General features: G+C 66.5%; 12 protein-coding genes. 4 read left to right on the top strand and 8 right to left on the bottom strand.

Annotation, left to right across the window (positions count from 1 at the left end):
• Positions 1-4: 4 nt before the first annotated feature.
• The 3 genes from HNE04_RS14085 to HNE04_RS14075 all read right to left on the bottom strand — a co-directional run bounded on the left by HNE04_RS14085 (position 5) and on the right by HNE04_RS14075 (position 1,723).
• Entirely contained in the window at positions 5-271 is a 267-nt protein-coding gene (locus tag HNE04_RS14085; RefSeq protein ID WP_172219987.1) for a hypothetical protein, read from the bottom strand.
• A 116-nt stretch (positions 272-387) separates the two neighbouring features.
• Positions 388-1,068, bottom strand: coding sequence for a transglutaminase domain-containing protein (locus tag HNE04_RS14080; protein ID WP_172219984.1), 681 nt, complete (start codon positions 1,066-1,068; stop codon positions 388-390).
• Positions 1,069-1,147: 79 nt separating this feature from the next.
• A complete protein-coding gene (locus HNE04_RS14075) occupies positions 1,148-1,723 on the bottom strand; it encodes a DNA-3-methyladenine glycosylase (protein WP_172219981.1) in 576 nt (191 codons plus the stop codon).
• Positions 1,724-1,829: 106 nt separating this feature from the next.
• On the opposite strand from HNE04_RS14075, the gene imuA reads away from it, so the two are divergent.
• The 4 genes from imuA to HNE04_RS14055 all read left to right on the top strand — a co-directional run bounded on the left by imuA (position 1,830) and on the right by HNE04_RS14055 (position 7,446).
• On the top strand, positions 1,830-2,573 hold the full coding sequence (imuA, locus tag HNE04_RS14070) for a translesion DNA synthesis-associated protein ImuA (protein ID WP_172219978.1): 744 nt from the start codon (positions 1,830-1,832) through the stop codon (positions 2,571-2,573).
• Positions 2,542-3,819 (top strand): DNA polymerase Y subunit UmuC family protein, encoded by a 1,278-nt coding sequence (locus HNE04_RS14065; RefSeq protein ID WP_172219975.1) that lies wholly within the window; start codon positions 2,542-2,544, stop codon positions 3,817-3,819. The genes imuA and HNE04_RS14065 overlap by 32 nt, the downstream gene beginning before the upstream one ends.
• Complete coding sequence (locus tag HNE04_RS14060; RefSeq protein WP_172219973.1) at positions 3,816-6,986, top strand: error-prone DNA polymerase; 3,171 nt, start codon at positions 3,816-3,818, stop codon at positions 6,984-6,986. The genes HNE04_RS14065 and HNE04_RS14060 overlap by 4 nt, the downstream gene beginning before the upstream one ends.
• Before the next feature lie 118 nt (positions 6,987-7,104).
• A complete protein-coding gene (locus tag HNE04_RS14055; protein WP_172219971.1) occupies positions 7,105-7,446 on the top strand; it encodes a collagen-like triple helix repeat-containing protein in 342 nt (113 codons plus the stop codon).
• A 254-nt stretch (positions 7,447-7,700) separates the two neighbouring features.
• Here HNE04_RS14055 and HNE04_RS14050 read toward each other — a convergent pair whose 3' ends face one another.
• The 5 genes from HNE04_RS14050 to HNE04_RS14030 are packed head-to-tail and all read right to left on the bottom strand — an operon-like array spanning position 7,701 to position 13,278.
• Complete coding sequence (locus HNE04_RS14050; protein WP_172219968.1) at positions 7,701-8,729, bottom strand: uroporphyrinogen decarboxylase family protein; 1,029 nt, start codon at positions 8,727-8,729, stop codon at positions 7,701-7,703.
• Between the two features lie 12 nt (positions 8,730-8,741).
• Entirely contained in the window at positions 8,742-9,449 is a 708-nt protein-coding gene (locus HNE04_RS14045; RefSeq protein ID WP_172219965.1) for an ABC transporter ATP-binding protein, read from the bottom strand.
• Positions 9,442-11,202, bottom strand: a complete 1,761-nt coding sequence (locus tag HNE04_RS14040; RefSeq protein WP_172219962.1) for a branched-chain amino acid ABC transporter ATP-binding protein/permease — start codon at positions 11,200-11,202, stop codon at positions 9,442-9,444. Before HNE04_RS14040 ends, HNE04_RS14045 begins: the two co-directional genes overlap by 8 nt.
• Positions 11,199-12,059 carry a branched-chain amino acid ABC transporter permease gene (locus HNE04_RS14035; protein ID WP_172219959.1) on the bottom strand — a complete coding sequence of 287 codons (861 nt, stop codon included), beginning with the start codon at positions 12,057-12,059 and terminating at the stop codon, positions 11,199-11,201. The genes HNE04_RS14040 and HNE04_RS14035 overlap by 4 nt, the downstream gene beginning before the upstream one ends.
• A gap of 10 nt (positions 12,060-12,069) precedes the next feature.
• Complete coding sequence (locus HNE04_RS14030) at positions 12,070-13,278, bottom strand: amino acid ABC transporter substrate-binding protein (protein ID WP_172219956.1); 1,209 nt, start codon at positions 13,276-13,278, stop codon at positions 12,070-12,072.
• Positions 13,279-13,304: the final 26 nt, after the last annotated feature.

Here is a 13,304-nt window from a genome sequence, read left to right as displayed (position 1 = left end):
CTGTTCAGCTCAGGGCGCCAGGCAGGCTGGTTGTATCCCAGCCGGAAGTGATCTCGGCGATGGCTTGGCGCGCCTTCTGTTCGGCGGCCGCCACGGCCTCCAGTTCAGTCTTGCAGCCGCTGGCGCTGGTCAGCTTTTCCACCGAGTTCGCGGTCCACACGCTCTCGGGTTCCTGCACACAAACCTTGGCGTAGCCGACGAAGTTCGGGCCGGCTTCCACGGTGTACGCTGCAATGAAATAGCCCTTGTATGGGCCACTGATTCGCTCCATCGGCTAAATCCTACGCTCGACTTGTGTTGCCTGAGCATTCCGCTGCACTCGGACACAACATATACATTCCGCGGCGGATTGCGACAGCCTGCATTGCGCAGTCGCAAGGCCTAACACTAGCCACCAGCTTCGTAGCGTAATTGGCGCACTTTACGGCTCATCCGTATCGACATAAGGCGGTTGCGTGCGAGCATCCACAACCATTGCATGATGGATGATTTCTTCAACTGCTCGGCGAATTGATGGGGATCGTCATACACCCCGAGATACTCCGCAGGGAGCGCGCCCACGGAACGGTCGGGCGCGATCATCACCAGCGCATCGTCCACGCCGTTCCACGCCGATTGGCCGTCGAGGTGAATGCCATAACCCGAGCGCCAGCCCTTGCGTTCCAGCGCCTCGCGCGCGGCGGCCAGGTAGCGCGGGTCGTACACGTAGTTGTCCGTGGCAACCCAGCGGCCGCCGGTCCAGACCTCGACCATGGGGAGGACGAACGTCCGGCGAGTGGTGGCGAGGCCGCGGAACATGTGGTTGTCGACGCGGATCATCCTGACCCGGGCGGGAAAGCCGGCGGTGCGCAGCATGGCCTGGAACAGGGCGGCCTTGCTGTACCAGCCGACCGCCTCGCGCCGGGCGAGGGTCCTGCGGCTGTGCTTGGGGGACGCAAAAGCCGGTACGTGGAAGGGAATAGAGGCGACGTAGGCGCAGATGCTCCTGAGCTTCTCGGGGTCGGTCCTGCTGAATTGCAGGACGGTCTGCACGCGCAGGCGCAGTTTGTCATCCTGCAGATTGAGCATGGGCGTGTCGCCCAGCCAACTGCGGGGATCGTTTTCATCGCGCGGACGAGAGAGGAATGGGGCGGGGGCAGGCACTTTTTTAGATGCTAGTTGGAAAAGGCCGGCTCAGAAAGCGTGACCCTGCGAGGCCGAAGCGCCAGTGCACCTCCATCGCTTTGGAGATGCCGATGCGCGGCCCGCGGGCGACCGCCACCGGCTCGGCTGCGGCCAGCACCTGGAACGGCGCCTGGTCCAGCCGGAGTCCGTCGAGTTGGCGCGTAATCCCCAGGGCCTGGCCGACGCGGCCGGGTCCCGAACACAGCAGGCGCGGGTCATCGAGCCCCCTGCGCGCCCGCATCAGGTCGATGCCGTAGAGGGGCTCGATCGCGCGGATCAACACCCCGGCGCCGTGGCCCTTTTCGCGGCAGACGAAATTCAGGCACCAGTGGATTCCGTAGGAACGGTACACATAGGCTCTTCCCGGGGGGCCGAACATGGCCTCGTTGCGCGGCGTGGGGCCGGAGAAGCTGTGCGAGGCCGGATCCAGGCGGTCATAGGCCTCCGTTTCTACGATCCTGCCGCCCACTCCTTCGACGAGCAGGACTGCGCCGACCAGCGCGTGGGCAACGTCGTGCGAATCCCCGGCGAAATCGCGCGGCCTGAGCTGCCTGGTCATCCGGCAGTTTTAAACGTAAATCGCCTTTTGGGGCGCTGTAAGTCGGAAGAAGACTTCCGGGGGCAAGGCAAACACTGTATAAAGAAACAGTACTTCAGCTTTTGCCGTGTCCCAGTTTTCCCGCCTGCGCCTTGTCGATCCTGCCCTGCTGCCAGATGTCTGGCGGGTGGACGAGCTTGCGGCACAGGAAACAGTATTGCCCAGCGGCCATCCTCTGCTGGACCGCTATTTGCCCGGTGGCGGCTGGCCGGTGGGCAGCATGGTGGAGGTATTGCAGCAACGCGCCGGACAGCATGTCTGGCAGTTGGTGCTGCCGGCGCTGGCGCAGGCGATCACCCGGCAAGCGGGGCCGGTGGTTCTGGTGGGCGCCCCTTATGAGCCCTTTGGGCCCAGCCTGCGGGTGCAGGGCCTGCCTCCCGAGCGGCTGCTGTGCGTGCGGGCCGAAAAGCCCGCGGCCCGGCTGTGGGCGGCCGAGCAGGCGCTGCGCTGTTCCGAGGTGGCCGCCGTTCTGGCCTGGCTGCCCCAGGCCAAGAGCGCCGAACTGCGGCGACTGCATATGGCCGCCCAGCAGCAGGGGCGGCTGCTGTTCGTTTTCCGCGGCTTGAATGCGCGCCATGAGGCTTCGCCGGCCCGTTTGCGGCTGCTGGTGGAAGGGGTGGACACGCTCGAGGTTCACATCCTCAAACGCCGCGGCCCGCCGATCGAAACGCCGCTGTCATTGCCCGCTTATTCCGCCCGGCTGGCTGAGCTGCTGGAGGCCCGAAAAACACGTCTGCCGCCGGCCGCGCCGCCGGTGGGTCCATTGCCCCGGAGATCGCATGTACTGGATCGCACTGCTGCCCTCACATGAAGACGAGCGCACCGCCTGGGGCTGGCGGGCATTGCAGTTCACCCCGCGCGTGGCCCAGGTGGACGAAGCCCTGCTGGTCGAAGCTTCGGCTTCGCTGCGGCTGTGGGGTGGGCGCAAGGGATTGCTCAGGCGCCTGCTGCAGGAAACGCAGCCCCTGGCCCCCGTGCAATGGGCGCAGGCGCGCACCGCCTTGTCGGCCCTGGGCCTGCTGCGCCTGCAACTGCGCGGCGAGTCGCCGCCGGCGCATTTGCCGCAGGATCTTCCGCTTCATGTGCTGACCGAAGCTCGGGAGCATGTGCCCACGCTGGAGCGAATCGGCTGCCGCAGCTGGGGTGATCTCCGGGCCTTGCCGCGGGCGGGGGTGGCGCGGCGTTTCGGCGCACCCCTGCTGGACGCTCTGGATGTCGCCTATGGCGAGCGGCCCGAGCGCTATCCCTGGCTGCAGTTGCCCGAGGAGTTCGACCTGAAGGTCGAACTCGCCGCGCTCGCGACCACCGCACCCGAATTGATGTGGGCCGCCCAGCGCCTGCTCACCCAGTTGCAGGTCTGGCTGCAGGCGCGCCATCGCGGCGTGCTGGCGCTGGAACTCGAATGGACGCTGGACCTGCGGCGCCTGAACGGCGTGCGCCTGCCGCCGCACGAGCAACTCACCGTCCGCACCGCCCAGCCCACGCAGGACATCGCGCATTTGCGGCGCCTGGTCGCGGAGCACCTGTCCCGAGCCACACTGTCGGCGCCTGCCAATCACCTGCGGCTGCGCTCTCTCGAGACCACGCCCTGGGGCGGCGCCAGCAAAAGCCTGCTGCCCGAAGACAACGTCAAGGGCGAGCGCCTGCATCAGCTGGTGGAGCGGCTCAGCGTGCGGCTGGGGGAGGGCAATGTGGTGGTGCCGCAGGCACAGGCCGATCATCGGCCGGAGCGTATGCAGCGATGGGCGCCGGCAAGAGAAGGGGCACCCAGGCAAGGCAAGGATCCGTTGCCCTGCGATGCGATCTATCCGCCCTGGCTCCTGCCGCAGCCCTTGCGCCTGGAAGTGCGGGGCGAAAAGCCGCACTACCACGGGCCGCTGCGCCTCTTGGCCGGCCCCCAGCGGCTGGAGACCGGCTGGTGGGACGACGGTGTGCAAGGCCCGGCGCTGCGCGACTACTTCATTGCCCGCAGCGATGAGGCCGGGCTGTTGTGGGTGTACCGCGAGCGGCTGCAACCCAACGCCGTGCGCTGGTACCTGCAAGGGATTTACGCATGAGCACGCAGTTGCCATCCCTGCTGCCGGCCTACGCCGAGCTGCACTGCCTGTCGAATTTCAGCTTCCAGCGCGGCGCCTCACATCCCGGCGAACTGGTGGAGCGCGCCTACGAACTCGGTTATGCGGCGCTGGCGATCACCGACGAATGCTCGGTGGCCGGCGTGGTGCGGGCCTATGCCGCCTGGAAGGATTTGAAGCTGGCCCCGGGTGACCCGTTCCGGCTGATCCTGGGCAGCGAATTCGGGTTCGACGGTTTCCGCCTGGTGGCGCTGCCGCACAATGTGACCGGCTGGGGCAATCTGTGCGAGTTCATCACCGCGGCGCGGCGCGAAGCGAAAAAGGGCGAGTACACCGTCAGCCGCGGCAACAGTGACTTCAAGCTGCTGGACGAGTGCGAAATCCTGGTGGTCCCCTCGCGCACGGATGCGGATGCGATGGAGATCGCCGCGTGGGCCAAGAGCTGGTTCGGCTCGCGCGCCTGGCTGGCGGTGGAGTTGCTGCTGGGCCTGGACGATGCGCTATGGCTGGACACCTTGCAGCGCGCGAGCGCGGCGACCGGCGTGCCGCTGGTGGCGGCGGGCGACGTGCACATGCACGTGCGCTCGCGCAAGGCGCTGCAGGACGTCATCACCGCGGTGCGCGAAGGCAAGGCCGTGGACGAATGCGGCCTGGCCTTGCAGGCAAGCGCCGAGCGGCACCTGCGCCCGCGCGTGCGGCTGGGCGGCATCTATCCCCCGGAGCTGCTGGCCAACACGCTGGTGGTGGCCGCGCGCTGCAATTTCAGCCTCGAATCCATCAAGTACCAGTACCCGATGGAAACCGTGCCCCAGGGCATGACGCCCGCGCAGGCGCTGCGGCAGTTCACCATCGAGGGGGCGGCCAGGCGCTATCCGGCGGGCGTGCCCTGGAAGGTGCGCCGGCAACTGGTGCACGAGTTGCGGTTGATCGCCGATTGCCGCTACGAGATGTTCTTCCTCACGGTGCACGACATCGTCCGCTTCGCGCGCAGCCAGAAAATCCTTTGCCAGGGCCGGGGCTCGGCCGCCAATTCGGCCGTGTGCTACTGCCTGCACGTGACCGAGGTGGACCCCAGCCGCGCCCAGCTGCTGTTCGAGCGCTTCATCAGCAAGGAGCGTAAGGAGCCGCCCGACATCGACGTGGACTTCGAGCACGAGCGGCGCGAGGAGGTCATCCAGTACATCTACCAAAAATACGGGCGCGACCGCGCCGCCATCGCGGCGGTGGTCGCCAGCTACCGTTCCCGCAGCGCCATCCGCGACGTGGGCAAGGCCCTGGGCATTCCGCCCGCCCTGGTCGATGCGTTCGCCAAGGAGCATTACTGGTTCGACGAGGAGGGCCTGCAGGTGGAGCGCCTGTGCGAGCGGGCGGCCGAAGCGGGCGTGGACGTCGGCGAGTTGCGGATGCGCCAATGGCTGGAGCTGACCGAAGCCCTGCGCGGATTTCCCAGGCACCTGAGCCAGCACGTGGGCGGCTTCGTGCTGACCCAGGACAAGCTCACGCGGCTGGTGCCGGTGGAAAACGCGGCCATGCCCGACCGATCCATCATCCAGTGGGACAAGGACGACCTGGAGGACATGGGCCTGCTCAAGGTCGACGTGCTGGCCCTGGGCATGCTCACGGCGCTGCGCCGCTGCCTCGATTTCGTGAGCCAGCGGCGCGGCTATCCGTTCGCGCTGCAGGACATCCAGGACAAGGACGAGGAAACCTACGACATGATCTGCCGCGCCGATACCGTGGGCGTGTTCCAGATCGAGAGCCGGGCGCAGATGTCGATGCTGCCGCGCCTGCAGCCGCGCCGCTTCTACGACTTGGTGATCGAGGTGGCCATCGTGCGCCCCGGGCCCATCCAGGGCGGCATGGTCCATCCCTACCTCAAGAGCCGCGAGCGGCTGCGCAAGGGGCTGGAAATCAAATACGAGAGCGAGGCACTCAAGCCGGCACTCGAGCGCACGCTGGGCGTGCCGATTTTCCAGGAGCAGGTGATGCAGATCGCGATGATCGCCGCCGACTTCAGCGCGGACGAGGCAGACCGGCTGCGCCGCTCCATGGCCGCCTGGAAAAGGCGCGGCGGGGTGCACCAGTTCCAGGACCGGTTGATCGACGGCATGCTGAAGAAAGGCTACCGCCGCGAGTTCGCCGAAAACATCTTCAAGCAGATCCTGGGCTTTGGCGAATACGGCTTTCCCGAAAGCCATGCCGCCAGCTTCGCGCTGCTGGCCTACGACAGCAGCTGGCTCAAGTGCCACGAGCCCGAATGCTTCCTCGCCGCCATGCTCAACTCCCAGCCCATGGGCTTTTATTCCCCGTCGCAACTGGTGCAGGACGCCAAGCGCCATGGCGTGCAGGTGCTGCCCCCCGACGTGTCGTACAGCGACTGGGACTGCACTCTTGAATCGGGGTCAGATTCCAATTCTTCCCGGCCCCATGTGCGTTTGGGCCTGCGGATGGTGGGCGGCTTGAGCGAGAAGGGGGCCCAGCGGGTGGTGGCGGCACGCGTCCAGGCTGCATTCACCAGCACCGAAGACATGGCCCTGCGTGCCGAACTCGATGTGAAAGACCTCAATGCCCTGGCGGCGGGCGATGCCTTGCTTTCGCTTTCCGGCCACCGGCGCCAGCAGGTCTGGGATGCCGCAGCCCAGCGTGGCGTGCCGCAGCTGCTGCAGGACGCGCCGGTCCATGAAGAAGCCTTGTCGCTTCCCGCTGCGCCGGAAGGCGAGGAGATCGTCTTCGATTACGCCTCGCTGGGCCTGACGCTGCGCCGCCATCCGCTGGCCCTGCTGCGTCCGCGCCTGGCAAGGATGAAGCTGCTCAGCGCCGCGCAATTGCATGACCTGCCCAACGGAAAGCGGGTCCGCGCCTGCGGCATCGTCACCGTGCGCCAGCAGCCCCAGACGGCCAACGGCACCATCTTCGTCACCCTGGAGGACGAGACCGGGCCGGTCAATGTGATCGTGTGGAAATCGCTGCGCGAACAGCAGCGCGAGGAACTGCTCAAGTCGCGCCTGCTGGCGGTGGATGGCGTGTGGCAGCGGGACGTGGAGAGCGGCGGGCAGGTCTGCCATCTGGTGGCCCACCGCCTGAAGGACCTGACGGCCTTGCTGGGCCGGCTTGGGCAGCAATCGAGCCAGAGCCGCGATTTTCATTAGCTTGCCACCGATGAGTAGGACCTGCCCTACGTAGTACGCAGCCCCAATTGGCCGTTTTCGCCTACACAGGCTCAGGCATTCGACCTTTAGGCTTGCCCCTCAATCAATTGGAACATTCATGCAATATTCGAAAACGGCTTTGGCCATGGCACTCGTGGCGATCTCCCTGGTGGCTTGCCAACGCGAGACTGTCGTCACGCCGGCTCCCGCCGTGGTGACCGTTCCCGGCCCGGCCGGCGCAACTGGCGCTACCGGTGCTACCGGCGACACGGGCTCCACCGGCAACACGGGTAATACCGGCAGCACGGGCACCGCGGGCAGCACCGGCTCCACTGGCGCAATGGGCAGCACCGGCGCAACCGGCAGCACGGGTGACACCGGCGCAACCGGTGACACCGGTCAGCGCGGCAAGACTGGCGACACCATCGTCGTGGTCCCGGCGCCGACTCCGCAGCGCTGACCAAACCCAGCAACCTTGGCAGCCCGTTGCACCAGGGCTGCCATGGCAATGCCTTGCAGCGTCCGGGAGCGCTGCTGGACGCTGTTCTACGCTTCGGCGCTCCCATCGGGGTCGCCCAGGCACTAAAAAAGCGGAAAGAAATGTCGCTGCGGCGCTTAGAAGTGCAGAGCCAGTCGCGTCGGGGGAGACTTTCGGCCGGCGCAGATTGGCAGGTGGGGTGACTTCACTTACAGAGATACGGCACCCTGACGAGATTACTCTGCGCGGTACTCGCGTCGCAGTATCCGCGCGGCGTGGACCATGCTCTCGAGCTTGCCCTGCGCCACCTCGCGCGGCAGGTACTTCATCCCGCAGTCCGGCGCCAGCACCACCTGTTCGGGCTTCACGTGCTTCAGCGCGCGCCGCACGCGGTCGGCAATGACCTCGGGCGTTTCCACGTTCATGTCGGACAAGTCGATGCAGCCGACCAGGATCTGCTTGCCATCAAGTTGCGCGAGCACGCTGGTGTCCAGGTGCGACTGCGCCGTTTCGATGGAGACCTGCCGGCACCGGCAGCCCGCCAGTTCCGGCAGGAACGAATAGCCGCTGGGCCGCTCGTGGATGATGGCCGCATAGCCGAAGCAGATGTGCACGCAGGTCGTCCCCTGCACGCCGTCCAGTGCCCGGTTCAGCGCGGCCAGGCCGTATTGGCGCGCCTTCTCCGGCCGCGCCTGCATGTAGGGCTCGTCGATCTGCACCACATCCGCGCCGGCCGCGAACAGGTCCTTGATCTCCGCGTTCACCGCATCCGCGTAGTCGCCGGCGGCTTCCTCCTCGCTCTTGTAATAGTCGTTCTGAGCCTGCTGCAGCATCGTGAACGGCCCCGGGACGGTGATCTTCGTCATCCGTTGGGTGTGGCGTTTGAGGAACTTGAGATCCTCCACCTCCACGGCGTGCTTGCGGCGGATCTTGCCGACGATGCGGGGTACGGGGTTGGGATGCCCTGATCGGTCGAGTGCCGAGCCCGGGTTGTCCAGGTCGACACCTTCCAGGGCGGTGGCGAAACGGTTCGAGTAGCTCTCGCGGCGGATTTCGCCATCGCTCACTATATCCAGCCCCGCCTGCTCCTGGAAGCGAATGGCGAGCAGGGTGGCGTCGTCTTGGGCCTGCGCGAGGTAAGGCTCGGGCAGCCGCCAGAGCTCGAGCGCGCGGACGCGTGGGGGAAACCGGCCAGCGAGCTTGGCGCGGTCGATCAGCCATTCCGGCTGCGGGTAACTGCCGACGATCGTGGTGGGGAACAGCATGAACGTGTACTCCTATACTTTGCCCAGATAAGCCTGCCGGATTTCGGGTTGCTTCATCAAGTCATCCGGTGCGCCTTCGGCGATGATGCGCCCCAGCTCCAGGACGCAGGCGCGGTGCGAGATGCACAACGCCATCGAAACGTTCTGCTCGACCAGCACGATGGTGATGCCGCTCGCGCTGATCTTGCGGATGGCGTTGAACACGTCACCCACTACCAGCGGCGAAAGACCGAGCGACGGCTCGTCCAGCAGCAGCAGGCGCGGGCGTGCCATCAGCGCACGCCCGATCGCCACCATCTGTTGCTGCCCGCCCGACAACTCGCCGGCCGGCGCGGGTAGCTTGGCCCGCAGCGCCGGAAATAGCGCCAGCACTTCCTCCAGCGTCTCCCGCCGCCGCGCCTTCGCAGAGGGCAGGAAACTGCCGATGTCCAGGTTCTCGGCCACCGTCATCCCGCTGAACAGGCGGCGGCCTTCCGGTACCACGGCGATCCCCGCTTCGCAAAACTTGTGTGGCGGCAGGCCCGTGACGTCATGCCCGTCCATCGAGATGCGGCCGGCCATCGGCTTCAGGATGCCGGCCACGGTGTTCACCAGCGTCGTCTTGCCGGCGCCGTTCGGCCCCACTACGCAGAGCAGCTCGCCCCGGGCAACCTGCAGGGAAACGTCCCAGATGGCGCGCGCCTCGCCATACGCAACCGTAAGCTGTTTCAGCTCAAGCATGCGACACCCCCAGGTACGCGCTCATCACCGCGGGGCTTTGCATCACTTCGCGCGGCGCGCCTTCGGCCAGCATCGCGCCCTGGTCGAACACGACGAGCCGGTCGGTGAGGGCCATCACCGCGTCCATCACGTGCTCGACGAAGACGATGGTGGTGCCCTGGTCGCGGATGCGGCGGATCTGTTCCACCGCCGCCTGGATCTCGGTCGGCGTGAGTCCGCACAGCACTTCGTCCAGCAGCACCAGCTTGGGCCGCGATGCCAGCGCCCGCGCCAGTTCCAGGAACTTGCGCTGGTGCAGGTTCAGCTCGCCCGGCAGGCTATGCGCCTTGCCTGCCAGGTGCGTGAACTCCAGCCATTGCATCGACTCGCGCCGCCCGGCTTCCAGGGAGGGGCGACCGTGACCGGCGTACATGGCGGCGATCGCGACGTTGTCCAGCACGCTCAGCTGTGAGAACGGCCGCGGGATCTGGTAGGTCCGCGCGATGCCGGCGCGGGCGATCTCGTGGGCGGGCAGGCCGGCGATGTCGCGGCCATCCAGCCGCACCTCGCCGCCGTCGGGCAGGTAATGGCCACTCACGACGTTGATGAACGTCGACTTGCCCGACCCGTTCGGCCCCAGCAAGCCGAGGATCTCGCCCTTGCGCACCTGCAGCGAGACGTTGGAAAGGGCTTTGAGGCCACGAAAAGACTTGCCGAGGCCGCGCACCTCCAGCAGGACCTCGCTTGCCCGCGGGGCGGCGCTGGATGAGGCAGGCAGCACCGGGGCCGTCACTGCGATCTGCACCGCGGTGTCGGCGGCCGCAGGCAGCGGCGGGGCCGCGCGCTTGCGCCGCAGCTTGCCCATCACGCCTTCGGGCATGAACAGAATTCCGATCACCAGGATGAGGCCGATCACTCCTTTGCCCAGCACCGCGTACTCGCCACCGGTGAACGCGAAGAGCAGACAGGTGATCGCAACCGCGCCGAGGGCGGGCCCGGCCCAGTGCCGCGTGCCGCCTAGGATACTCATGAGTACTACCGTCAGCGGCACGGTAAGGTTGAACGTCTCCGCCGTCGTCACATACGAAACGAACAGCGCATGAATTCCGCCCGCCCAGCCGGCGAGGGCGCACGACACCGCCAGTGCCGCCAGCTTCCAGCGGAAAGTCGGCACGCCCATGACCTCTGCCGCATCCTCGTCGTCGTGAATGGCAAACAGGCCCGCACCGAAGCGCGAATGGCGGATCGCCCATGAGATCAGCAGCGTGGCCACCGCCGCCGCCAGCATCATCAGGTACAGACTGGAAGTGGGCGTCGGCCCGATCGCGGCCACCGGCACCTCATTCAGGTACAGGCCCGGTCCGCCGTCGATCGGCGTGTTGCCGATGATGGTAGCCAGCACAAAGGTCACTGCCAAAGTGAGCAGCGCGAACACTTCGCCGCGAACGCCGCGAACACGGAACGCGACAGCGCCGACACCCACACCGATGAGCGCCGCGACCAACGCGGCCGCGGGCAGCGTCCAAAGGAAGGGCCAGTTGAACTTTACGGCGAGGGTGGCGGACGTGTAGACCCCGGCACCGAAAAACGCGCCGTGCCCGAAAGAGAAGTAGCCTGCGTAGCCCGAGAGGATATTCCAGGACGTGGCCAGGACAATCCAGAACAGCGCCAGGTAGAGGAACGACTCGTAGAAGGCCGGCAGCTTGAGGAAGGGCAGGGAGCACATCAGCAAGCCAGCTGCCAAGATGCCGGCGGGCGCGCGCGGCCACTTCATCGCACCCGCCCCGGCCGCGCAAGCAGGATCAGGATCAGCAGCGTGAACGACACCAGCGGCGCCCACGAGGGCGAGGTGACCGCCATGGTCACTGCCTCGCTCACGCCGATCACGATGCCGGCCAACAGGGGCCCCAGTGCGCTGCCCAGCCCGCCCAGCATGACGGCGGCGAACACCACGCCTACCCAGGCATACATCTGCGACGGGCTGATGCTGCTCGACAGCGCAATGCAGACACCGGCAATGCCTGCTATGGCCGAGCAGGTGCCGGCCAGCAGAAAGCCGTTGCGGCGCTGGTTGATACCGAAGGCTGCCGCCACCGGCGCGTCTTCAGCGGATGCGCGCAAGGCCTTGCCCAGGTCGGTGTAGCGCAACACCGCCCACACGGCGACCGAGATCGCGACCGCCGCCAGCAGCGTCATCACCTCCGGCACGGGCAGGTACAACGGGCCGAGGCGGAACTTCATCTCGGCATAGTGCGATTCCAGCTTGCGCGGGTCGGCCGTCCACACAGTCTGCATCAGCGATTCGACAATACCCATGGCGCCGAACGTGAGCAGCAACGAGCTGAACGGCGTGAGTCGAAAGCGGTCGGTCAGCCAGTGCAGCCCCGAGCCCAAAGCGAACATCAGGGGCACGATGCCGGCCAGCGTCAGCAGCGGGTCCACCTTGCCGACGGCCGAAAGTTGGTAGCAGATGTAGGCTGAGAGGAACGCAAACGCAAAGTGCGTGAGGTTGATGGTGCGCAGCAGTCCCCAGCTCAGCCCGAGCCCAAGCCCCAATAGGCCATACAAGGCGCCGGCGAACACGCCCGATAGCACCGACTGCGCGAAGAGGGTCCAGCTGGGGAAGCTCATCGGGCAGCGTTCAGCGCGCGATCATCTTCACGCCGGGAGCGGCCATTTCCGGCGGGTACACGACCATCCACTTGCCGTTTTGAACCTGCTTGATGCGCATCAGGTCATCGCCGTAGTTGAACGGCCCGTCGAAGCGCAGCGACCCCTGGATGGTCTCAACGCGGTTCTTCTTCAGCCAATCGGCCATCGCCTTGTCGTCCAGGCTCTTGGTGGCGGTGACTGCTGCCTCCAGGATCTGCCACGCCGTGAACGACGCCGCGGCCTGCACTTCAACCGAAGTGTCCGGGAAATTAGCCTTGGCCGCGCGCTCATGGTAGGTCTTGATGAACTCGGCGGCGCGAGGCCGCGTGCTGAAGGGCGCATGTTCTTCGAAGATAGTGACCGACAGCGCGCCATTGGCTTCCGGCAGCGTTACCAGCGGCCCGGGCGCCGGGTACAGGTAGAAGTGTTGCGGCGGCGCATAGTCGATCTTCTTCATGGCGTCGAGCAGCAGGTTGCCGTCCAGGCCGATGGCACCCACCCACACGAAGTCGGGCCTGGCGTCCTTGATGCGGCTGGCGATCGGCCCGAAGTCACGGTTGCCGAACTCCCACTCGAGGAACAGTACTTCCTGCAATCCGCGCTTCTTGATGGTCTCGCGCGCGCCCATCGACATGAAGTGGATGGAAGGGAACTTGCTGGTGACCACGGCCACCGTCTTTGGCGGCTTGGGTCCCTTGGCCAATGCTTCGAACACGGTGTTGGTGGTGGTGACACCAGGGTCCGATCCCAGCGACCAGGCCGGGAACTGCATCTCGTATTTGGCGAGCGAGGGCACGCCCAGCGTGTGGTGCACCAGCACCTTGCTGTAGCGCTGCGCCACACCCATCGCGGAGAGGATGGCGCCGGTCGCGTACGGCCCCATGAGCAGCTCCACCTTGTCGGAGGTGATTAGCTGTTCGTACAGCGTGCGGGCCAGGTCGGCCTTGGACTGGTCGTCCTTCAGCACCCACTCCACGCGTCGCCCCAGCAGGCCGCCGCGCCGGTTGAGGTCTTCCACGTAGATCTCGCCCACCAGCTTGTGCACCTGCGCGGTGGCCGATAGCGGTCCAGTGAGCGCGAGCGTGCTGCCGATGCGGATGGGCGGCTGCTGCGCCCAGGCGGCTAACGGCGACGCGGCGAGGGCCGCGGAAACGGCGGCACCGAGCACGGTGCGGCGATGGATCGAGGGGGTCTTCATGGCTGTCTCCTTCTTGGTTGGTGTAG

Origin of the sequence: Caenimonas soli (genome assembly GCF_013155545.1) — a bacterium.
Lineage (GTDB): Bacteria > Pseudomonadota > Gammaproteobacteria > Burkholderiales > Burkholderiaceae_C > Ramlibacter > Ramlibacter soli.
Note: the sequence above shows the minus strand (reverse complement) of the source record. Positions and strands in the feature narration are given on the sequence as shown.

Coding starts and splice junctions, on each gene's coding strand:
- HNE04_RS14085 (WP_172219987.1), bottom strand. CDS start 271: ATGGAGCGAATCAGTGGCCCATACAAGGGCTATTTCATTGCAGCGTAC.
- HNE04_RS14065 (WP_172219975.1), top strand. CDS start 2,542: ATGTACTGGATCGCACTGCTGCCCTCACATGAAGACGAGCGCACCGCC.
- HNE04_RS14035 (WP_172219959.1), bottom strand. CDS start 12,059: ATGAGCTTCCCCAGCTGGACCCTCTTCGCGCAGTCGGTGCTATCGGGC.
- HNE04_RS14075 (WP_172219981.1), bottom strand. CDS start 1,723: ATGACCAGGCAGCTCAGGCCGCGCGATTTCGCCGGGGATTCGCACGAC.
- HNE04_RS14055 (WP_172219971.1), top strand. CDS start 7,105: ATGCAATATTCGAAAACGGCTTTGGCCATGGCACTCGTGGCGATCTCC.
- HNE04_RS14030 (WP_172219956.1), bottom strand. CDS start 13,278: ATGAAGACCCCCTCGATCCATCGCCGCACCGTGCTCGGTGCCGCCGTT.
- HNE04_RS14040 (WP_172219962.1), bottom strand. CDS start 11,202: ATGAAGTGGCCGCGCGCGCCCGCCGGCATCTTGGCAGCTGGCTTGCTG.
- HNE04_RS14080 (WP_172219984.1), bottom strand. CDS start 1,068: ATGCTCAATCTGCAGGATGACAAACTGCGCCTGCGCGTGCAGACCGTC.
- HNE04_RS14060 (WP_172219973.1), top strand. CDS start 3,816: ATGAGCACGCAGTTGCCATCCCTGCTGCCGGCCTACGCCGAGCTGCAC.
- HNE04_RS14045 (WP_172219965.1), bottom strand. CDS start 9,449: ATGCTTGAGCTGAAACAGCTTACGGTTGCGTATGGCGAGGCGCGCGCC.
- HNE04_RS14050 (WP_172219968.1), bottom strand. CDS start 8,729: ATGCTGTTCCCCACCACGATCGTCGGCAGTTACCCGCAGCCGGAATGG.